Source organism: Methylobacterium aquaticum (genome assembly GCF_001043915.1).
GTDB classification, from domain to species: domain Bacteria; phylum Pseudomonadota; class Alphaproteobacteria; order Rhizobiales; family Beijerinckiaceae; genus Methylobacterium; species Methylobacterium aquaticum.
In genome coordinates this window covers 1-20,864 of the sequence record NZ_LABX01000058.1, presented here as the reverse complement: position 1 = coordinate 20,864, position 20,864 = coordinate 1, and the positions used below count along the sequence as shown (strand labels likewise).

The following is a 20,864-nucleotide window of genomic DNA, read 5'->3' as shown; positions in this document are numbered from 1 at the left end:
CCGCCCGCGCCGCCCGGCCCGGCCAGGGCCACGCCGCCATTGCCGCCTGTCCCGCCCTGACCGGCGAAGACGGCCCGGATGCCCTCGTCGCGGGCGAAGGCGACGCCGGCAGTGCCGTAGAGCAGGAGCGGGCCGGCGCTTCCGCCGAGCCGGCCGCGGATCGAGCCGAGGACGCGATGGCTGTCGGCGTCGGGGACCGACACGTCGCCCTCCGCGCCATAGACCAGGGCGCCCCGCTGCCAGTTATAGCCGAGATGGAGGCCGCCGAGGATGGCGGGGCTGCGCGCATTCCCCGCGAAGGCGACCGCGCCGCCGCCGCCGCCGCCGCCGTCGATGCCGCGGGTGCCGGCGCCGCCCGGCTCGCCATTGGCCAGCGCCGTCGTGCCGAAGCTGCCATTCGACAGGGCATGCATCGCCCCGAGATGACCGCCCAGATAGGCGCCGGACCAGTCGACCGGCGCAGAGGCCAGGACGCCCGCACCGGGATGGACCGTCAGACGGCCGCGCAGGGTGAGGAAATCGCGCGGCGCGCCGAGGAGGCGCGGCCCGTCGAAGCTGTAATACAGCGCCTCGACGCCGGTGCTGACCTGCGGCGTCAGCTTCACCTCGATGCCGCCACCGCCGACCACGCCGACGCCGTCGGTGCCGCCGCGGGCCACCGTCAGAGTGCCGAACCCGTTGCCGCCGGCTCCGCCGGAGCCGCCGGGCCCGCCATTGCCGCCCGCGCCGCCATTGCCGCCCACGAAGGTGCCGAGCACCAGCGGCGGCACCGACCGCACCGCGAGGCCGGCGGTGCCGTAGACGAGGACACGGTCGTTGGCGAGGCCGATACGGCCGCGGACGCTGCCGAGCACGTCGTCGAGCGGCCCGAGGCTCGCCACGTCGGCCTCGATGCCGGCGACGGCGGCGCCCCATTGGCCGTTATAGCCTGCATGCAGGCCCTGGAAGACAGTGCGGCCCTCGATCCGCCCGGCCGCGATGCCGGTGCGCCCGCCGCGGCCGCCGAACAGCGTCGGCACCACGCCGCCGCCATCGCCGCTGACGATGGTGCGCGCGCCGCGGCCCTCGACCACGCCGCCGACATGGCTGCCGATGTAGAAGCCCGACCAATCCTGGAAGACGGGCAGGGGCGCGACCGGCGCGGCGACCCGCGCCGGGAGATCGGCCGCCAGGGCAGGCGGGATGGCGAACAAGCCCAGGATGCCCACGGTGCAGGAAGAGAGGCGAATCATCGTGAGAACCGAACCGGCGCGATAGATTGTCGTCGACTTGGCGAAGAGTGTGCCGGATCCTTGCGGCGGTATAGTTAAAAAGTGGTTAAAGGCGGATTTTCGATGCCAGCGCGGCTTTTCCGTCACGTTTCGGGGCCGGAATCCTGCCGAGGCCGTCGCGCGCGCCGGGCACCCGTCATCCGCGATCCGGAAGGGCTCTGCCGGACCGCGACTCAGATCTCGGCCCGCAGCGGCCGGCTGAGCAGGCCGGCGATGGCCTCGTCGAGGTGCAGGGTGCCGGAGACGACGCCGGCCACCGCCTCGGCGACCGGCATCTCGACCCCGCGCCGGCGGGCGAGCGCCACCAGCCCTTGCGCGGTGAGGGCGCCTTCCGCGAGCTTGCCACCGGCGGCCTCCGCGAGGCTCACGCCCCGCCCGAGCCGTTCGCCGAAGGCGAAGTTGCGCGACTGCGCCGAGGCGGCGGTGAGCACGAGATCGCCGAGGCCCGACAGGCCCATCAGGGTCTCGGGCCGGGCGTCCCAGGCGCGGGCGAAGCGCATCAATTCGGCGAAGCTGCGGGCGACGAGGGCGGCGCGGGCGCTCTCGCCGAGGCCCCGCCCGATCGCCGCCCCGCAGGCGATGGCAAGGACGTTCTTGGCCGCCCCGCCGATCTCGACCCCGCGCGGGTCGGTGCCGTGATAGACCCGGAAGGTCGGCCCGGACAGGGCGGCGGCGAGGCGCGCCGCCCGCGCGCCGTCGCGGCTCGCCAGCGTCACCGCGGTGGGCAGCCCGCGGGCGACATCCGCCGCGAAGCTCGGGCCCGACAGAACCGCGACCGGAGCGCCCGGCGCGGCCTCGGCGGCGACATCGGTCAAGAAGGCGTCGGTGCCGCGCTCGATGCCCTTGGCGCACAGGACCAGGGCGGCATCGGGCTTCAGATGCGGGTGCAGGGCGCCGAGCACGCTGCGCACCGTCTGGGCCGGCGTCACCACCAGCACCGCCTCGGCTCCGGCGAGGTCGGTGGCGGCGGCGGTCGGGCGCACGCCCGGGTGGAGCGGCACGCCGGGGAGGTAGCGGGCATTCTCACGGCCGGCCGCCATGGCGGCGGCGCGCGCGGCATCGCGCATCCACAGCGCCACCGGCCGCTCCGCCGCCGAGGCGGCGGCATTGGCGAGCGCCGTGCCCCAGGCCCCGCCGCCCAGGACCGCGATCGGCCCGATGCCGGTCATGCGGGATCTCCCGCCAGGACATTCGCCGCCGTGGCATCCGCCGCCATGAAATCCGCCGCCGCCAATCGGTAGAGCCGGTGCGGCCGCAAGCCGTGGCCCTCGGGCAGCCCCGGATGGTCGAAGCCGCCGACCTCGCTCATGCCGAGGCGCTCCATCACCCGGCGCGAGGGGGCGTTCAGATCGGCCGTGTAGGCCACGACCTCGGTGAGCGCGCAGCGGGAGAAGACGTCGGCGAGGGCCAGGCGGGCGCCGCGCACGGCGAAGCCCCGGCCCCAGGCGGGCCAGGCGAGCCGCCAGCCGATCTCGACGAGGCCGGTCTCCTGCCCGATCAGGGGGCCGAGGGGCAGCGGCCGGGACGGGCGCCAGCAGCCGACGAAGCCGGAGAAGCCTTCCGCCGTCTCGACCACCCAGGGGCCGAACCCATCCTCGTCGAAGCGCCGGGCGAGGGCCCGGGCCTCGGTCTGGCTCTCGCGGGCGGTTTTCGGAGCAGGAAAGAACCGCATCACCTCCGGATCGGCGCAGAGCGCCGCGAAGGGCTCGTCGTCGGCGAGCTGCCAGCGCCGCAGGGAAAAATCCTCGCCGGGCAGGCTGAGCGGAGCCGGCGGCAGCCGCAGCTTGCGCCGCCACACGAGCGAGCGGTGATTGAGCACGGCAAGGTCCTGCCGTCCGGCCAGCACCGCCTCACCCAGGCTCAAGGCCAGATCCAGGCGCTCGGGCGGCATGTTGGCCCAGGCGGGCGGGGCCACGCTCTCGCGCCAGGGGCCGCCGCAGGCATTGTCGAGCAGGATGCGGGCGAAGCAGTGGTTGCGCGACACCGGCCAGTCGGGATGCGCGGCGGCGGCGGCGGGCAGGCGCTCGTCGACCAGGGCCCGCCAGCGGCGCTGCTGCGCCTCGGCCTCGGCGGCGGTCATCCGGCGGTCCGGCCGTCGGCCCACGCGGAAACCTGGGCGACATCCTTGGCCTGGGGGATATCCTTGGCCTGGGCGAAGGGCCAGCGCGGCCGGGCCGGGGCGGTGATGTCGTCGGTCAGGCCGAGGCGCAGGCGCTCGATGCCGGCCCAGGCGATCATCGCGCCGTTGTCGCCGCAGAGCGGCAGGGGCGGGGCGACGAGGGGCAGCCCGGCCTCGCCGGCCTGATAGGCGAGCGCCCGCCGCAGGGCGCCGTTCGCCGCCACGCCGCCGGCCGCCACCAGGGCGGTCGGGTGGCCGGCGACGGGGCCGAAATCGCGCAACGCCACCCGCACCCGGTCGACCACCACGTCGACGACGGCGGCCTGGAAGCTGGCGCAGAGATCGGCGACGTCCTGATGGGTGAGGGGCGCGATGCGCTCGGCCTCGATGCGGAGCGCGGTCTTGAGGCCCGAGAGGGAAAAGTTCGGCTCGCGCCGGCCGAGCATCGGCCGCGGCAGGGCGAAGCGCTCCGGGTTGCCGCCCTCGGCGGCGCGCTCGACCTCCGGCCCGCCCGGATAGGCGAGCCCCAGCAGCTTCGCCACCTTGTCGAACGCCTCGCCGATGGCGTCGTCGATGGTGCCGCCGAGGCGCACATACTCGCCGACGCCCTTCACGGCGACGAGCTGGGTGTGGCCGCCCGAGGCCAGCAGGAGCAGGTACGGGAAAGCGAGGCCGTCGGTGAGCCGGGCGGTGAGGGCGTGGGCCTCGAGGTGGTTGACGGCGACGAGGGGTTTTCGCGAGACCAGCGCCAGGGTCTTGCCGGTGACGAGCCCGACCAGCACGCCGCCGATCAGCCCCGGCCCCGCCGCGACGGCGATGCCGTCGAGATCGGCAAGGGCCATTCCGGCATTGGCGAGCGCCCGGGCGATCAGCCGATCGAGCACCTCGACATGGGCGCGGGCCGCGATCTCCGGGACCACGCCGCCATAGGCGGCATGCTCGGCAATCTGGCTCAGCACCTCGTTGGAGAGGATCGCGCCGCGCCCGTCCTCCTCCACCGTCACGATCGCGGCCGCGGTCTCGTCGCAGGTGGTCTCGATCCCGAGGACGTTCATGGTGGGGACAGGGTCTCGCGAGGGGGGCTGGCACGCCGCGCGGCGGCCGGTATGGTGCCCACCAGATAACCCGCCGGCACAGGGTCGGCAAAGGGGTCGGATGCGGGGAGCGGAGCGCGTGACGCGGGCGAAGGAGTGCGGGACCGGCCTGAGGGTCTGGGTCGCGCGGCCACTGCCGGCCGGCGCGCGCACGGCCGGGCGCGTCGCCGCCCTCGGCCACCGGCCGCTCCTCGCCCCCGTCCTCGACCTGGCGCTCAGCGGCGCCCCGGCCCCGGAGGGACCCTTCGACGCCCTGGTCCTGACGAGCGCGAGTGCGGTGCCGGCGCTCGCGGGCTCGCCGCTGGCGGCGCTGCCGGCCTATTGCGTGGGCGCCCGCACGGCATCCGCCGCGCAGGCGGCGGGGCTCGGCCCGGTCCACGAGGCCGGGGGCGATGCCCTGGCCCTTGCCGAGCTGATCGGCCGCGCCCTGCCGCGGGGGGCACGCCTTCTCCACGCCGCCGGGCGCGAGCGCAAGGACGAGCCGGGGGACACCCTCGTCGCCCGCGGCTACCGGCTGACGGTCTGGGTCGCCTACGCGGCCCGGCCCCTGGCGGTCCTGCCGGAGCCGGTGGCGGCGGCCCTGGACCACGACGCCCTCGACGCGGCGCTGCATTATTCCCGCCGCAGCGCGGCGACGGCCCTCGGCCTCGCCCGGGCGGCGGGGCGGGAGGAGGCGTTTCGTCGCGTGGCGCATCATTGCCTGTCGGCGGACGTGGCCGCGCCTCTGGTCACGGCCGGGATCCTGTCCCATGTCGTCGCGGCGCGGCCGGACGAGGACGTTCTGCTGGCAGGATTAGTCCCGGTCGGCCCGCACCCCGTTCGACAGGACAATGATGCAGAGGCGTCGCCGGCCCTTCGCCCGGGCCTGGAGCGATGCTAAGGGACGATCAATCGTTGCGCGGCCCGGGCGGGATCCTGCCCCGTGGTCGCGCCCATGCCGATCCGATCGGGCCGCCTGCGGGCGCCCCCCGGCCCGGCCCCACAGGTGAGGATCTTCGGCCGTGACCCCATCCGACAAGGACCAGAAGGATTCGCGCAACCGTCCGGGCGGGCGCAGCGGCAACCCGGCGGATGGGCCGATCATCGACCTGAAGGCCACCCGTGTCGCGGAGGCGTCCAAACCGGAACCGGGCAAGGCGGAACCGGCCAAGACCGAACCGACCAAGACGGAGCCCGCGAAGCCGGCCGAGGCGGCCAGGGATTCTGCGAAGACCGACGCCGCGAAGACCGACCTGCCGAAGCCCGGCATGACCGCGCCCGCGGGGACGAAGCCGGGCGAGCCGCCGAAGGCCGCCGAGGTGAAGCCGGGAGAGGTCAAGCCGACCGAGGCTCCGAAGCCCGGCGCGACCGCCCCGGCCTCCGGCCCGGCCACGACGCCAGCCGCTCCCCTCTCGGCCGCGGCGCCGAGGCCGCCCGGCGGCACGACGGTGGGCGCCATCACGCCCTCCGCCACGGGGATCACGCCAGCGAAGCCGGGCGAGACCAGGCCCGGCACGCCGTCCCCCACGGCGGTGACCGCGGCCTCCGGGCCGACGGGGAGCCCCCCGAAGCCGGCGCCCGGTGCCGTGGTCACGGGGCCCGGCAGCGGTCCGCTCAAGGTCGGGGAGGCCAAGCCGGGCGACGTGAAGCCCGGCGAGACCAAGCCCGGCACGCCGGCGGCGGCCGCGCCCGGCGCCAAGCCTCTTGAGACCAAGCCCCCGGAGACCAAGACGCTGGAGACGAAGACGCCGGAGACGAAGTCCCCGGGCGCCGTCACCGGCGCGACGGCAGGCGCCGCCTCGGCGGGCTCCGGCCCGAATCCCGCCGGGGCTCCCGGCGCGAAGCTCTCGACGGTGCCCAAGACAGGTCCGCAAACGACCGGCCCGCAGTCAGGCACAGCGGCCGGCTCCGGCGCGGCCACGCCGAAGGACGCGCCGAAGCCCGACTCCGCCCGGACCGCGAGCGCCGTCCCGCAGCAGGCCCGGTCCGGCGCCGGCTTCGGCTCCCTGCTGGCCGCTTCGCTCCTCGGCGGCGTGGTCGGCGCGGGCCTTCTCTACGGCGTGACGACCTACGGCCCGGCCTATGGCATCGCCCTGCCGAAGCCCGCGACCCCCCAGACCGACGCGCCCGGCACGGTGCCGCTGGAGCAGCGCCTCGCCGATCTGGCGCCGCGCGACAGCGTCCAGGCCCTCGACCGCCGCATCGCCTCGATCGAGACCGCGTTGCGCCCGCTGCCCGACGCGGTGCGGGCGGCCGATGCGGCCGCCAAGGCCGCGGGCCAGCGCGCCGACGAGGCCCTGCGCAAGGCCGAGGCGGCGCCCGCTACCGGTCAGGCGGCGCCGGCGGCGCAAGGGTCGAACCCGGCTCCGAGTGCCGGCCTCGACCCGGCCCGCCTCCAGGGCCTCGAGAAGCAGATCGCCGAGCTTCAGAGCCGCACGGGCGGGGCCGATGCCGGCCTGCGCCAGCGGGTCGACGGCCTCGCCCAGGCGGTGACGGCGCTCCAGGGCCGCGGCGACGGCGCCGACCTGCGCGGCCGCCTCGACGGGCTCGACAAGGGGCTGAAGGCGCTCCAGGCCGATCTCGGCACCCGCGCGACGGCCGAGGAGCAGGCCGACAAGGCGCTCGGCCAGCGCCTCGACGAGCTGCGCCAGACCCTCGACACGAGGGCCAAGGCGGCCGACCAGCGCTTCGACGGGCTCCAGCAGGCGCTCGATACCCGCAGCAAGACCGTCGACCAGCGCCTCGCCGACCTCGCCAAGGCGGTCGAGGGCCGCGCCGAGGCGAGCAGCGTCCAGGCGGCACTCCGGGTGGTGGCCTCCGACCGGATCGCCAGCGCGCTCGGCGCCGGCACGCCCTATGCCGACGCGCTCGCGACCCTCAAGCAGCTCGATCCCGGCCAGGCCGGCGCGCTCGCCCCCCTGGAGCCCTTCGCCCAGAGCGGCGCGCCGACCGCGGCGGCGCTGGCGCAGAGCTTCCAGCCGATCGCCGCCAAGCTGAACGGGGCGGCCCTGGCCGCCCGGCAGCGGGCGGTGGCGGAGCGCGGCAGCATCACCGACCGGCTGACCAGCATGGCCGAGTCGATCGTCTCGGTGCGCAAGGTTGGCGCCGAGGGGGCGGCCCCGGCGCCGAGCACCCCCGCCGACCCGACCGAGGCGGCGGTCGCCCGGATCCAGGAGGCGCTGGCCCGCGGCGCGGTGGCGGAGGCGGCCAAAGCCTTCGACGCCCTGCCGGAGGAGGCCCGCAAGGACGCGGCGGAGTTCGGCCAGCGCCTGAAGGCCCGGGCCGCGGCCGGCGAGGCCGCCCGGGCGCGCCTGGCTGCCGCCTTCGCGGCGATCCAGGCACCGGCAACCCGCTGATGTGAGTCCCGCGGCCACCCTCCCGGGTGGCCGCCTCGTTCGTTTCCGGTGCGGCCGCCGTGGCGGCCGCCATGATGGGTCCGGGGCTCGTTCGCCCCCTCGCGCGCCCGTAGCGGCAGCGCGGCTTTCTGGAGTTGATGGAAAGATGTGGCGCGCACTCGCCTTCCTGGCTCTCCTCGCCATCGCCGCCTATGGGGCGGTCTGGCTCGCCGACCGGCCCGGGGTCGTCACCGTGACCTGGGGCGGCTACGAGCTGGCGACGAGCCTCGCCGCGGCGCTGGTCGGCGTGATGGTGCTCGCCGTGGTGCTGGGCTTCGCCTGGGCCTTCTTCCGCGGCATCCTGCACCTGCCCGAGCGGCTGAGCCTATCGAGCCAGCGCCGGCGGCAGGCCCGCGGCTACAACGCCCTGTCGCGCGGCATGGTGGCGGTCGGCTCCGGCGACCCGATCGCGGCGCGCCGCCACGCCGGCGAGGCCGAGCGCCTGCTCGGGCCTGAGCCGCTCGCCCTGCTGCTGACCGCCCAGGCCGCCCAGATCTCCGGCGACCGGGCCGGGGCCGAGCGCGCCTTCCGCCGCATGGTCGACGATCCCGAGACCCGGGTCCTCGGCCTGCGCGGCCTGTTCGTCGAGGCCCGTCGCCAGGACGACGAGGTGTCGGCCCGCGCCTACGCGCTGGAGGCCGCCCGCCTCGCCCCGAGCGTCACCTGGGCCAACGAGGCGGTGATGGAGGGTCAGTGCGCCGACCGCGACTGGTCGGGGGCGCTCGACACCGTGTCGCGCCGCGCGGCCCTGGGGCTCTCCGACAAGGCGGCGATGCGCCGCCAGCGCGCCGTGCTGCTGACCGCCAGCGCCCTCGACCTCGAGGCGGGCGATCCCGAGCGGGCCCTGGCGCAAGCCCGGGAGGCGGTGAAGCTCGCCCCCGATCTGGTGCCGGCGGCGGCTTTGGCCGGGCGGCTCTTCGCCCGGCGTGGCGACCTCAAGCGCGGCGCGAAGGTCGTCGAGGCCGCGTGGCGCGCCAACCCGCATCCGGACCTCGCCCGGGTCTATCTCGACCTGCGCACCGGTGATTCGAGCCGCGACCGCCTCGCCCGCGCCGAGACCCTGGCCCGGATCTCGTCCTGGCATCCGGAATCGCGCTTCGCCATTGCCCGCGCGGCGTTGGATGCCCGCGAGTTCGGCCGCGCCCGCGACGTGCTGGCGCCGCTGCTGACCGATCAGCCGACCGTGCGCGCCTACGCGCTGATGGCCGAGATCGAGGAGGCCGAGCACGGCGCAAATTCCGGCAAGGCCCGCGAGTGGCAGGCCCGCGCCGCCCGCGCCCCGCGCGATCCGGCCTGGTGCGCCGACGGCCTCGTCACCGACCGCTGGGCGCCGATTTCCCCAGTGAGCGGCCGCCTCGACGCCTTCGTCTGGCAGACCCCGCCGGACCTGCTCGGCCGCGCCCACGGAACATCGCACGAGCCCGCGCCGGCCGCCGCGGGCGCTCTCAACGGGGCCGAGCCGGCCGCGAAGCCCGGCACCCATCCCGCCCCCGTCGCCCCCGTCGGGACGATCCCGGCCGGAACCGTGACCCCGCCGGTGGTGCCGGTCTCGGCGAAGGTGCCGGAGGTGGTCGCGCCGGCTCGATAGGCGCGAGGCCGCGGCGCCGACGACAGGGATCCCGGGCTCCGCGGCGCGGCCCCGGGATGACGCGGAGGGTGGCAGGTCCGTCGAGCCACGACAGCCGGTCACGCCACAGCCGCGACCGCCGCCGCCACCGGCGTCTCCCATTCCGGCCCCCAAACCTGCACCACGTGGCCCGGCGAGACCTCCCGGTACAGCCGCTCCGGCGGGACGTAATCCACCGGACGGATCGGGCTCTTGATCTCGTCGCTGCGCACGGCGTGGAGCTGGCGCCGGCGGCCCGGATCGGGGACCGGGACGGCGGCCATCAGCTTCTTCGTGTACGGGTGCTGCGGCGCGCCGAAGATCGCCGCGCGGGGGCCGATCTCGACGATCTCGCCGAGATACATCACGGCGACCCGGTGGCTGACCCGCTCCACCACCGCCATGTCGTGCGAGATGAACAGGTAGGACAGGCCGAGCGACGCTTGCAGGTCGAGCATCAGGTTCACCACCTGCGCCTTCACCGACACGTCGAGGGCCGAGACCGATTCGTCGGCCACGATCAGCCGGGGTTCGACGGCGAGCGTGCGGGCGATGCAGATGCGCTGGCGCTGGCCGCCGGAGAATTCGTGCGGGAAGCGGCTCGCCATCTCGGGCTTGAGGCCGACCCGGCGCAACAGGTCGGCGGCGCGCTCGCGCGCCTCGGAGCGCGAGCAGAGACGATTGATGAGGAGCGGCTCGGCGATGGCGCTCCCGACGCTCATCCGCGGGTCGAGGCTGGCAAAGGGATCCTGGAAGATCATCTGCATCCGTCGGCGGCAGGCCCGCAGGGCGGCAGGAGACAGGCCGAGCACGTCCTCGCCGTCGAGGAGCACCGAACCGGCGGTCGGCTCGATCAGCCGCAGCACCGAGCGGCCGGTGGTCGACTTGCCGCAGCCCGATTCGCCGACGAGGGCCAGGGTCTCGCCCGCCCGCACCGCGAAGGAGACGTTCTCGACCGCGTGGACCCGGCCGCGCACCCGCGAGAGCAGGCCGCCGCGGATGTCGAAGCGGGTGGTGAGGCCCTTCACCTCCAGGACCGGACGCTCGCCCTCCCGCACGGTGTCGGGCAGGGGCAGGGCCGCCTCGGGCTCGCCGGTGGTGCGGTCGACGATGGCGAAGCGGGCCGGCTGGGCCTTGCCCGTCATGGCGCCGAGGCGCGGCACGGCGGCGAGCAGCGCGCGGCTATAGGGATGGGCCGGACGGTTGAAGATCTGCTCGGTGGCCCCCGTCTCGACGGCCCGCCCGTCGACCATCACCACGGTGCGGTCGGCGATCTCGGCCACCACCCCCATGTCGTGGGTGATGAACAGGACCGACATGCCCTCCTCCTCCTGGAGGAGCTTGATGAGATCGAGGATCTGGGCCTGGATCGTCACGTCGAGGGCGGTGGTCGGCTCGTCGGCGATCAGGAGCTTCGGCCGGCAGGCGAGCGCCATGGCGATCATCACCCGCTGGCGCATGCCGCCGGAGAAGCGGTGCGGGTAATCGTGCACCCGCGAGGCGGCGGCCGGGATGCGGACCTTGTCGAACAGCCGCACCGTCTCGGCCTCGGCGGCCTTGTGCGACATGCCGCGGTGGAGCCGCAGGGCCTCGCCGATCTGGAAGCCGACGGTGAGCACCGGGTTGAGGCTCGTCATCGGCTCCTGGAAGATCATCGCGACGTCGTCGCCGCGGATGCGCCGCATCTCAGCATCGGGCAGGCCCAGGAGATCGCGGCCTTCCAGCAGCACCCGGCCGCCGGTCCGGGTCGCGTCGCGCGGGGTGAGCCGCATGATCGACATCGCGGTGACGCTCTTGCCGGAGCCGGATTCGCCGACGAGGGCGACGGTCTCCTTCGGGCCGATGTCGAAGGAGACGCCATGCACCACCGGGCGCCAGGTCCGCTCGGAGCGGAACGCCACGGTGAGGTCCTGGACCGAGAGGATCGGTGTGGTCATCGCGGATGGCCCTGCGCAGACGTTGTCCCGTTCGCGACCTCATCGGGAGGTGCGGGCGATCGGAGATCGCGGAGCCTCGAGGGAGGGCTCCAGACGGCTCTGCGATCGCTGGAGCCTTCCTACGAGGCCGCGACGCGGCACCTCAGGATGAGATTCGGGGTGGGTACGAGGGTGCTGCCGGCGCTCACAAGACCCGCCGCGGGTCGAGGGCGTCGCGCAGGCCGTCGCCGATGAAGTTGATCGACAGCACGGTCAAAAAAATCGCGGCGCCCGGAAACAACGCCCAGTGCGGCGCCACGTCGAGGTGATCCTTGGCGTCGTAGAGCAGCCGGCCCCAGGTCGGGATGTCGGGCGGGAAGCCCAATCCCAAGAACGACAGGGTCGATTCGGCGATGATCGCCGATGAGACCTCGATCGTCGCCGCGACGATCACCGGGCCGATCGCGTTCGGCAGGATGTGGCGGGTGACGAGGTGCCAGGTGGTCGCTCCTTGCGAGCGCGCCGCCTCGACGAATTCCTTCTCGCGCAAGGACAGGAACTGCGCCCGCACGAGGCGCGCCACCGGCATCCAGCGCAGGCCCCCGATGACCGCGACGATCATCACGAACACGCCGCCCTCGACCCCGAAGACCTGCTTCAGCTGGTCGCGGAACAGGTAGATGATGAGGAGCAGGAGCGGCAGTTGCGGCAGCGACAGAAAAAGGTCGGTCAGCCACATCAGGAACGGGTCGAGGAAGCGCCGCGACATGCCGGCGAGCGCGCCCACCACCACGCCGACGACGGTCGCGACGATCATCGCGGCGAAGCCCACGGCGAGCGAGATGCGCCCGCCATAGATCATCCGCGCCAGCAGATCCTGGCCGAGGTCGTCGGTGCCGAGCGGGTGGGCCCAGGACGGGCCCTGGAGCGTCGCCGCGAAGTCGATCTCGTCGATCGCCACCGGCCAGACCCAGCCGCCGACGACGACCGCGAGGACCAGCAGCCCGAGCACCCCGACGCTGACGACCGCGAGGCGGTGGCGGCGGAAGCGCCGCCAGGTGTCCCGCCCCGAGACCGCGGACGGCGCAGGCGCCGCCTCAGCGGTAGGAGATGCGAGGGTCGAGCCAGCCATAGAGGAGGTCCGCGACGAGGTTGAACAGGACGACGAGGCAGGCGAACACGAAGGTGACGGCCATCACCACCGGCGTGTCGTTGGCGAGCATCGCGTTGATGAGGAGCGAACCGATGCCGGGAATCCGAAAAATCTGCTCGGTGACGATGGCGCCGCCGAACACCGCCGGGATCTGGAGCGCCACCAGCGTCACGACCGGGATCAGCGCGTTGCGGGCGATGTGGCGGATCGTGACGGTGCCGTCCGACAGGCCCTTGGCGCGGGCGGTGGTGACGTAATCGAGGCGCGCCACGTCGAGGACCGAGGCGCGGACGTAGCGGGTATAGGAGGCGGCCTGGAAGAAGCCCAGCACGCAGACCGGCATGATCGCCTGTCGGACATGCTCCCAGGCCCAGCGCCAGCCCGTCGCCGCGATATCGGCCTGATACACGAAGGGCAGCCAGTCGAGGGTCAGGCTGAACAGCAGGATGAACAGGAGGCCGGTGAAGAAGGTCGGCAGCGAGAAGCCGACGAAGGCGAGCGTGTTCGCCACCTGGTCGAACAGGGAATAGGGCCGGATCGCCGCCAGGATGCCGACCGGCACGGCGATGACGAGCGCCAGCACCTGCGACGAGCCGACGACGAACAGGGTGGTCGGCAGGCGTTGCAGGATCAGGTCGTCGACATCGACCCGGCTGGCGAAGGAGAAGCCCCAGTCGCCCTGGAGCATCGCCGTCAGCCAGTGCAGGTAGCGCACCAGGATCGGGTCATCGAGGCCGAACTTGGCGCGCAAGGCCTCGCGCACCTCCGGCGGCACGTTGGGGTTGGTGGCCAGCTCCCCGAACGGATCGCCGGGGGCCAAAGCCAGCACGGTGAACAGGATGAGGCTGATCCCGATGAGGCTCGGGATCGCGATCAGCAGGCGGCGGAGGAGATACGCTCCCATCTGTGAGTCTTTATGCCTGCTTGTACCACTCGGCCAGGAAGGTCAGCGAGTTATCCCAGCCGGTCGAGGGCGCCTGGAGCTTGCCGTTGATCGCCGAGACCTGGGCGCGGTGGAGCAGCGGCAGGACGTAGTCGGCCACCACCAGATCGTTCATCTTGATGAACAGGGCGGCGCGCTTGACGAGGTCGAGTTCCGCTTGCGCCGCACGATAGCAGGCATCGACCTCCGGGTTCTGCATCCGGGAGATGTTGCGGCCCTGCCACTTGTTGGCCTTGGTGGCGGCCTCCCAGGAGACGTATTGCAGCGCGAACACCGCCGGATCGGCCTGCGTCATGTTCCAGGTATACATCTCCATGTCGGCGTAGAAATGCGGATAGGTGTCCGGATTCGCCACGTCGGAAGAGAAGAACACCGAACCGGGGACCGATTTCAGTTCCATGTCGATGCCGGCCTTCTGGGCAGCCTGCTTGATGATGGCCTGAGTCTTCTGGCGCGGCGCGTTGATCGAAGTCTGGAAGACGAATTTCAGCTTCGTGCCGTTCTTGGCACGGATGCCGTCGCTGCCCTTCTTCCAGCCGGCCTCCTCCAGGATCTGCGCCGCCTTGTCGGGATCGAAAGCGAAGGCGGTGCTCTTCGACACGAAGGCGGCCGGGCCGTTGAAGACATTGGCGGTGGCCCGGCCGGTGCGGCCGTAGATGAATTGCTGGATCGCCGCCCGGTTGACGAGCAGGTTCATCGCCTTGCGCACTGCCGGGTCCGAGAAGGCCGGGTGCTTGGTCTTGAGCGAGGCGCGCTCGCCATCGACCTCGGTGTTCGGGTCGGTCGCGTTGAGCAGCAGGAATTCGAGGTTGCCGCCGTAATCCATCTTGACCCGGCCCTTGCCCTCGGCTTCGAGCCGCTTGAGGATCTCGTCCTCGACCTGCATGTTCCAGGCGTAATCGTATTCGGCGGTCTGGAGCACCGCGCGGGCGGCCGAGACCGCGTCGCCGCCGCCCTTCATCTCGATCGAATCGAAGAACGGCCGGTTCGGCACGTGGTAGTCGGGGTTGCGCACGCCGCGCAGGATGTCGCCGGGGCGGAACTCGCTGAACTTGTACGGCCCGGTCCCGACCGGCGCGAGGTTGGCCGGCGCGTCGCGGGACTTGTCGCCGGCATAATCCGCGAAGATGTGCTTCGGGATCATCATGCCGACCGTCGACACGAAGGCGTCGGCCCAGAACGGGGTCGGCTGGGTGAACAGCACCTTGACGGTGTGGTCGTCGATCCTTTCGACCTTGATGTCCTTGTAGCTGCCGGAGGTGGTCGCCGCCGTCGCCGGGTTGGCGGCGTATTGCCAGTTGAACACCACGTCGTCGGCGGTGAAGGGCTTGCCGTCGTGCCACGTCACGCCGGGCTTCAGCTTCCAGGTCACCGAGCGGCCATCGGCCGCGACGCCGCCATTCTCCTTGGACGGGATCTCGGCCGCCAGGATCGGGAAGAGGTTGCCGTCGGCATCCCAGGCCGCCAGCGGCTCGTAGAAGATGCGCGAGCCCTCCTGGTCCTTGGTGCCGATGGCGAAATGCGGGTTGATGAGGGTCGGAGCCTGCCAGAACAGCAGCTTCAGGGGACCGCCGCCCCCGGCCTTCGTCGGCGTATAGGCGTCGCGCAGGGGGTTGGCCGCGAAGGCGACGCCGTTCTGCGCGAGCATCATCCCGGCCATCGGGGCGGAGAGGCCGAGGGCCAGCATCCGCTGCACGAAGCCGCGCCGCGACAGGCTCCCGTCCTTCACCTCGCCGATCATCGCGCGCAAATGCTGCTCCGTCACGGCATGCTCGGTCATGGACGATCACCCTTCTGGCTGGCCCTGGATGGCCGCGCAGCATCGCGCCCACGCTCACGGTCCGCAAGCCACTGAAAGCCTTTGCCCCGACGCATTCGGCCTCGGAGCCGTTAGACCCACGGCCATTCGCAATTCGCGCGCCACCTCCGCTCCCGCCGCGCTTGAGCCGGCAAGCGGCCTGCATGAGGCTCGCCCCAAGGCGGCCCGCGGGTCGCATCCGGGAGGATCCCATGGACAACCGCAACGCCGTCTGGCGCCAGGTCGACACCCACAAGGCCCGGCTCATCGCCCTCTCGGACGAGGTCTGGGCCACGCCGGAGGTCTGCTACACCGAAGACCGCTCGGCCGCGGCGCATGCCGCCGAGCTGCGCCATCAGGGCTTTCGCGTGACCGAGGGTGCGGCCGGCATCCCGACCGCGGTGATCGGCGAGGCCGGGGAGGGGGGGCCGGTGATCGCCTTCCTGGGCGAGTACGACGCGCTGCCGGGCCTGAGCCAGGAGGCGGGCGTCGCCCGGCACAGCCCCGTCGAGCAAGGCGGCCACGGCCATGGTTGCGGGCATAACCTGCTCGGTTCGGCGGCATTGCTCGCCGCCACCGCCCTGAAGGACTGGCTCGCCGAGCAGGGGCTGCCCGGGCGCGTGCGCTATTACGGCTGCCCGGCCGAGGAAGGCGGCGCGGCGAAGGCGTTCATGGTGCGGGAAGGCCTGTTCGCGGATGCGGATGCGGCCATCACCTGGCACCCGTCGAGCTTCTGGGAGGTGGCGCCGCCGCTCTCGCTCGCCAACACCCGGGCCGATTTCGTGTTCACCGGCCGCGCCGCGCACGCGGCGGCGGCGCCCCATCTCGGGCGCTCGGCCCTCGACGCGGTCGAACTGATGAATGTCGGCGTCAACTACATGCGCGAGCACATGCCGAGCGACGCACGGGTGCACTACGCCTATCTCGATACCGGCGGCATCGCCCCCAACGTCGTCCAGGCCCATGCCCGGGTGCGCTACTCGATCCGGGCCCGCGACCTGCCGGGGATGCGCGACCTCGTCGCCCGGGTGCGCAAGATCGCCGAGGGCGCGGCTTTGATGACCGAAACCACGATGGAGATGCGGATCGTCAGCGCGGTCTCGAACCTCGTCGGCAACGCAGCCCTGGAAGAAGCCCTGCACGGGGTGATGGAGGAGCTGGGAACGCCGCATTTCGACGAGGCCGATCGCGCCTTTGCCAAGGCGATCCAGGGCACGCTGACGCCGCAGGACATCGCGGCGGTCTACCGCACCATCGGGATGCCGGTGACCGAGGCGCCGCTCGCCGATTTCCTGGTGCCGCGCGACGCCCGCCGCAACCCGGCGATCGGGTCGACCGATGTCGGCGACGTGAGCTGGGTCGTGCCGACCGTCCAGGCCCATGCCCCGACCGTCGCGGTGGGCACGCCGTTCCACACCTGGCAGGTGGTGGCGCAGGGCAAGAGCCCGGCCGCCCACAAGGCCATGGTGCAGGTCGCCAAGGCGATGGCGGCGCTCGGCGCGCGTCTCGCCACCGACGCCTCCCTGCGCGATGCCGCGAAGGCGGAGCTGGCGGCGCGGACCGGGCCGGAGGGCTACGTCTCGCCGCTTCCCGCGGAGGTGCAGCCGCCCCTGACGATGTCGGTGGGGTGAGGGGCGGCGGCGTGGCATGCGCCGTGACTAACGGCCCCGCCCCGGCCGCTCGGCCTGCGGCGTGTAGTCGATCGTCGTGAAGCTGCCGCCCTGGAGGGTGCGGGCGACGGGATCGAGGGGGTTCTCCTGTGCCAGGATCTCCTCGGCCCACTCCTCCGCCGACTGGGTCGGGCGGTAGCCGATCAGGGCGGCGGCCTCCCGGTTGTCCCAGTAGCTGCGCGGGTTGTTCGAGGCGCCCCAGACCGCCACGTAGCCGGGAATCGGCGCCGCGATGCTGCGCAGCACCAGCTGGGTCAGATCGTCGTGGCCGAGCCAGGTCGAGAGGTGGCGGAACTCCGTCGGCCGCGGGAGGGCGCTGCCGATGCGCAGGGCCACCCCCTCGATGCCGTGCCGGTCCCAGTACATCCGGCCCATCAATTCGCCCCACGCCTTGCTCAGGCCGTAGGCGCCGTCGGGCCGGAACGGCGCATCGATGGCGAGCCGCTCGGTCACCGCATGCATCCCGAAGGCATGGTTGGAACTGGCGAAGACCACCCGGCGCAGGCCGTGGCGCCGGGCGCCCTCGTAGACCGCCTGGAGGGCACGCAGGTTGTTCTCGATCACCTCCGGCAGGGGCTTCTCGACGCTGGTCCCGGCCAGGTGCACCAGCACCTCGGTGCCTTCGAGCAGCCGGTCGACGGCCTCCGCCTCGCGCAGGTCGCCGGTCGTCACCGTCTCGGCCTCGGAGAGCGGCGTCAGCGCCGTCGGCCCGCCGCCGGAGCGCAGCACGATTCCGGCCGCCAGCAGCCGCGGCCGCAGCACCGCTCCGATCTGGCCGCCCGCTCCCGACAGGGCGACCCGGATCCCGGTTGCGTCGCTCATGCATCCTCCCGTGTGGTCTTTGGTGTGCGCGCCATCATCGGGGAGCGGCGGCCCGCCGTCGAGGCGCGCCATGCCGGCGAAGCCCTGCATGGGATGCGGGTTGCATCGGGCGGCGCGTCCCACGAAGGTCTAAGCAGGCTTGCGTTGGCAGGCCAACGCTTCGCCCGCTTAGGTTCTTGTTTGTCGCAGATTTTTATCGCCGAACCGGTGACCACTTCGGCGAAATCTGCTTAGCGCACAAGAATGGCCGCCAGGAGGACAGCCCCGTGTGGACGCCGACGATCCGGTATCCCGACCCCGCCATCGAGGTCATCGACCCCTCGTTCGCCCGCTACCGGGTGTTCAGCGCCGGGGTCGAGCGCCTCGCCACCGGCTGCCGCTGGAGCGAGGGCCCGGTCTGGTTCGGCGACGGGCGGTTCCTGCTGTGGAGCGACATCCCCAACAACCGCATCCTGCGCTACGACGAGGAGAGCGGCGCGGTCTTGGTCTTCCGCAAGCCGTCGAACTTCGCCAACGGCAACACCCGCGACCGCCAGGGCCGCCTCGTCACCTGCGAGCATGGCGGGCGGCGGGTCACCCGCACCGAGTATGACGGCGCCATCACGGTCCTGGCCGATGCCTACGAGGGCAAGCGCCTCAACTCGCCCAACGATGTGGTGGTGGCGAGAGACGGCGCGGTCTGGTTCACCGATCCGCCCTTCGGCATCCTGGGCAATTACGAGGGCGAGCGGGCGGAGCCGGAACTGCCGCAGAACGTCTACCGCCTCGATCCGGTCACGGGCATTCTGGAGGCGGCGGCGACCGACCTCGCCGGGCCGAACGGCTTGTGCTTCGCCCCCGACGAATCGATCCTCTACCTCGTCGAGTCGCGGGCGCAGCCGAACCGCCGCATCCTCGCCTTCGACGTCGCGGGCGGACGCCTGAGCAACCGGCGCGTCCATATCGATGCCGGCCCCGGCACGCCGGACGGCTTCCGCTGCGACGTCGACGGCAATCTATGGTGCGGCTGGGGCATGGGCGACGATGCCCTCGACGGGGTGATGGTGTTCAACCCGGACGGCCGCCTGATCGGCCGCATCCGCCTGCCCGAGCGCTGCGCCAACCTCTGCTTCGGCGGCCGCCACCGCAACCGGGTGTTCATGGCGGCGAGCCAGTCGCTCTACGCGCTCTACGTCGACACGCAGGGCGTGGCCGGGGGGTGAAGCCGCGGCCGCGCCCCTCTGCTCAGCCCCGGCGCCCCGCCGCCACCAGGCACAGCAGCTCGAACAACACCTGCGCGGCGCATTGCGCAGTGTTGCTGGTCGGGTCGTATTGCGGCGCCACCTCGACCACGTCGCCGCCGACGACCTGAACGCCGGCGAGGCCGCGCAGCAGCTCCAGCACCTCGCGGGGCGTGAGCCCGCCCATCTCCGGCGTGCCGGTGCCCGGGGCGAAGCCCGGATCGAGGCTGTCGACGTCGAAGGAGAGGTAGGTGGGGCCGTCGCCCGCGACGTCCCGCGCCCGGGCGATCACCGCCGGCAGCCCGAGCCGCGCCACCTCGTCGGCGTGGATCACCGTCATGCCCGACACATAGGAGAACTCCCACAGGTACTCGGCGCCGCCGCGGATGCCGATCTGGATCGTGCGTGCCGGATCGAGCACGCCGTCGAGCACCGCCTGACGGAACGGGCCGCCATGGTGGAACTTCGAGCCCTCGTAGACGCCGCCGGTGTCGCAATGGGCATCGATGTGGATCATGCCGACCGGGCGCTCGGCGCCGACCGCCCGCAGGGTCGCGCGGCTGATCGAGTGGTCGCCGCCCACCGCCAGCGGGATCACGCCCGCCTTCACCACGGTGGCGAAGAACGCCTCGATGTCCTCGTGGCAGCTCTCCAGGGAGAAGCGGCTGCGGAACGGCACGTCGCCGATATCGGCCGCCTTCAGCTCGGCCGCGGGCGTCATCCGCAGCACGTGCTCGTAGGGGCCGATCCGCTCCACCGCCCGCACCGCCCGCGGCCCGTGACGGGCGCCGGCCCGGTTGGTCACGCCGAGATCCATCGGCACGCCGATCAGCGCCACGTCGAGGCCGCCGAAGTCGGGGAGCGTCGCCGCCTCGGGGCGGTAGGGCAGGTCGAGGAAGGTCGCGACGTCCGCAAACGGCCATTTGCGCCGGTCGCTCTCGCTGAATTGCTGCCGGGCGGCCTTCGCGAAATCCGGGTCGTCGATGTCGCCGCCGGTCGCGTCGAGGTAGCGGGCACGAAGCGCCGCGAGCTTGGCCTGATCCATGGGAGGTTCCGCACGATGGGGGCCCGCCAGGGCGCGCGGGCACGGCACTCGGGGGGTCGGCCGCGAGGGCCCCGGCTCAGCCCGGCGTGCCCTCGGCCCGCGCCACCCGGCCGCGACAAGAGCGCAGGCCGGCCATGCTGGCAAGCCCGTTGTCCCGGCAGGCCGCGACGGGTCACGACTCGGGCATCGCGGTGCGCCGCCCCCGAGATCCGGGCAGGCGATTGCGCATGGGCGATATCCTCACCCAACGCCCCTCCGCCGCATCCCGGCGGAGCAACCGGCCCGATGCGTGCGCGGCTGGAGCATCGCCTGATGAAACTGGGGCAGATTCCCGGGCGCGGGCCGATATCGAGCGCCATCTCGCGGATCGCCACCTCGCCGCGGCGGCGATCGCGGCCGGCTTCACCTCGCCGAGCCATGCCGGCCGGCTGTTCCGCGACGCCGTCGGCTTGCCGCCCGGGGAATACCGGCACGGCCGATGCCGGAGCGCCTCCGGCCGGGAGCGGCGCAGCCGGCCCCCGCCGGCCGCGCCGGTCGATCAGGCGCTGCGCGGGCGGCCGCGCTGCGCGGTCTTCGCCTCGATGGCCGGCGCCGTCACCACGGCGTCCGACGGGGCGCGCTTGGCCGCCGCGGCGACGGGGCGGCTCCGCCCCAATCCGATGCTCTTGGCGAGCTCGGAGCGCTGGGCGGCGTAGTTGGCGGCGACCATCGGGTAGTCGTGCGGCAAGCCCCACTTGCGGCGGTACTCCTCGGGGGTGAGGCCGCGGGTCGAGAGGTGGCGCTTGAGCGACTTGTACTGACGGCCGTCCTCGAGGCTGATCAGGTAGTCCGGG

The 20,864-nt window shown here is 73.0% G+C and carries 16 protein-coding genes; 5 read left to right on the top strand and 11 right to left on the bottom strand.

Going from position 1 to position 20,864, the window contains the following annotated elements; all coding sequences use genetic code 11:
- The 4 genes from VP06_RS08430 to tsaD all read right to left on the bottom strand — a co-directional run.
- On the bottom strand, positions 1–1,232 hold a 1,232-nt coding region (locus VP06_RS08430; protein ID WP_048463339.1), incomplete at its 3' end, for an outer membrane protein.
- Between the two features lie 212 nt (positions 1,233–1,444).
- Positions 1,445–2,440, bottom strand: a complete 996-nt coding sequence (locus VP06_RS08425; protein ID WP_048463333.1) for an NAD(P)H-dependent glycerol-3-phosphate dehydrogenase — start codon at positions 2,438–2,440, stop codon at positions 1,445–1,447.
- Positions 2,437–3,351 carry a GNAT family N-acetyltransferase gene (locus VP06_RS08420; RefSeq protein WP_048463338.1) on the bottom strand — a complete coding sequence of 305 codons (915 nt, stop codon included), beginning with the start codon at positions 3,349–3,351 and terminating at the stop codon, positions 2,437–2,439. The genes VP06_RS08425 and VP06_RS08420 overlap by 4 nt, the downstream gene beginning before the upstream one ends.
- Complete coding sequence (tsaD, locus tag VP06_RS08415; protein WP_048463332.1) at positions 3,348–4,445, bottom strand: tRNA (adenosine(37)-N6)-threonylcarbamoyltransferase complex transferase subunit TsaD; 1,098 nt, start codon at positions 4,443–4,445, stop codon at positions 3,348–3,350. Before tsaD ends, VP06_RS08420 begins: the two co-directional genes overlap by 4 nt.
- Positions 4,446–4,593: 148 nt before the next feature.
- Here tsaD and VP06_RS08410 point away from each other — a divergent pair, with 148 nt between their 5' ends.
- The 3 genes from VP06_RS08410 to VP06_RS08400 all read left to right on the top strand — a co-directional run bounded on the left by VP06_RS08410 (position 4,594) and on the right by VP06_RS08400 (position 9,446).
- Positions 4,594–5,364, top strand: coding sequence for a uroporphyrinogen-III synthase (locus VP06_RS08410; RefSeq protein ID WP_048463337.1), 771 nt, complete (start codon positions 4,594–4,596; stop codon positions 5,362–5,364).
- Positions 5,365–5,485: 121 nt separating this feature from the next.
- On the top strand, positions 5,486–7,819 hold the full coding sequence (locus VP06_RS08405) for a COG4223 family protein (protein ID WP_048463331.1): 2,334 nt from the start codon (positions 5,486–5,488) through the stop codon (positions 7,817–7,819).
- Between the two features lie 145 nt (positions 7,820–7,964).
- On the top strand, positions 7,965–9,446 hold the full coding sequence (locus tag VP06_RS08400; protein ID WP_082167269.1) for a heme biosynthesis protein HemY: 1,482 nt from the start codon (positions 7,965–7,967) through the stop codon (positions 9,444–9,446).
- A gap of 98 nt (positions 9,447–9,544) precedes the next feature.
- Here VP06_RS08400 and VP06_RS08395 read toward each other — a convergent pair whose 3' ends face one another.
- From VP06_RS08395 to VP06_RS08380, 4 genes are all read right to left on the bottom strand, one after another.
- Entirely contained in the window at positions 9,545–11,401 is a 1,857-nt protein-coding gene (locus tag VP06_RS08395) for an ABC transporter ATP-binding protein (RefSeq protein ID WP_048463330.1), read from the bottom strand.
- A 184-nt stretch (positions 11,402–11,585) separates the two neighbouring features.
- Positions 11,586–12,512 (bottom strand): ABC transporter permease, encoded by a 927-nt coding sequence (locus VP06_RS08390; RefSeq protein WP_048463329.1) that lies wholly within the window; start codon positions 12,510–12,512, stop codon positions 11,586–11,588.
- Positions 12,478–13,437, bottom strand: coding sequence for an ABC transporter permease (locus VP06_RS08385; protein ID WP_048463328.1), 960 nt, complete (start codon positions 13,435–13,437; stop codon positions 12,478–12,480). The genes VP06_RS08390 and VP06_RS08385 overlap by 35 nt, the downstream gene beginning before the upstream one ends.
- 10 nt (positions 13,438–13,447) lie before the next feature.
- Positions 13,448–15,241: a peptide ABC transporter substrate-binding protein gene (locus VP06_RS08380; RefSeq protein ID WP_048463335.1), complete on the bottom strand. Its 1,794-nt coding sequence runs from the start codon at positions 15,239–15,241 to the stop codon at positions 13,448–13,450.
- A 245-nt stretch (positions 15,242–15,486) separates the two neighbouring features.
- Between VP06_RS08380 and VP06_RS08375 the strand changes: the two genes are divergently transcribed.
- A complete protein-coding gene (locus VP06_RS08375) occupies positions 15,487–16,905 on the top strand; it encodes a M20 family metallopeptidase (RefSeq protein WP_048463327.1) in 1,419 nt (472 codons plus the stop codon).
- Between the two features lie 27 nt (positions 16,906–16,932).
- Here the strand turns inward: VP06_RS08375 and VP06_RS08370 are convergent, their stop codons facing one another.
- Positions 16,933–17,766 carry an NAD-dependent epimerase/dehydratase family protein gene (locus tag VP06_RS08370; RefSeq protein WP_048463334.1) on the bottom strand — a complete coding sequence of 278 codons (834 nt, stop codon included), beginning with the start codon at positions 17,764–17,766 and terminating at the stop codon, positions 16,933–16,935.
- A 266-nt stretch (positions 17,767–18,032) separates the two neighbouring features.
- Between VP06_RS08370 and VP06_RS08365 the strand changes: the two genes are divergently transcribed.
- Positions 18,033–18,968: an SMP-30/gluconolactonase/LRE family protein gene (locus VP06_RS08365; RefSeq protein ID WP_048463326.1), complete on the top strand. Its 936-nt coding sequence runs from the start codon at positions 18,033–18,035 to the stop codon at positions 18,966–18,968.
- 22 nt (positions 18,969–18,990) lie between these two features.
- Here VP06_RS08365 and speB read toward each other — a convergent pair whose 3' ends face one another.
- Complete coding sequence (gene speB, locus VP06_RS08360; protein ID WP_048463325.1) at positions 18,991–20,031, bottom strand: agmatinase; 1,041 nt, start codon at positions 20,029–20,031, stop codon at positions 18,991–18,993.
- 538 nt (positions 20,032–20,569) lie between these two features.
- Positions 20,570–20,864 (bottom strand): Ros/MucR family transcriptional regulator (locus VP06_RS08355; RefSeq protein ID WP_048463324.1); only part of this gene is annotated, 295 nt, incomplete at its 5' end.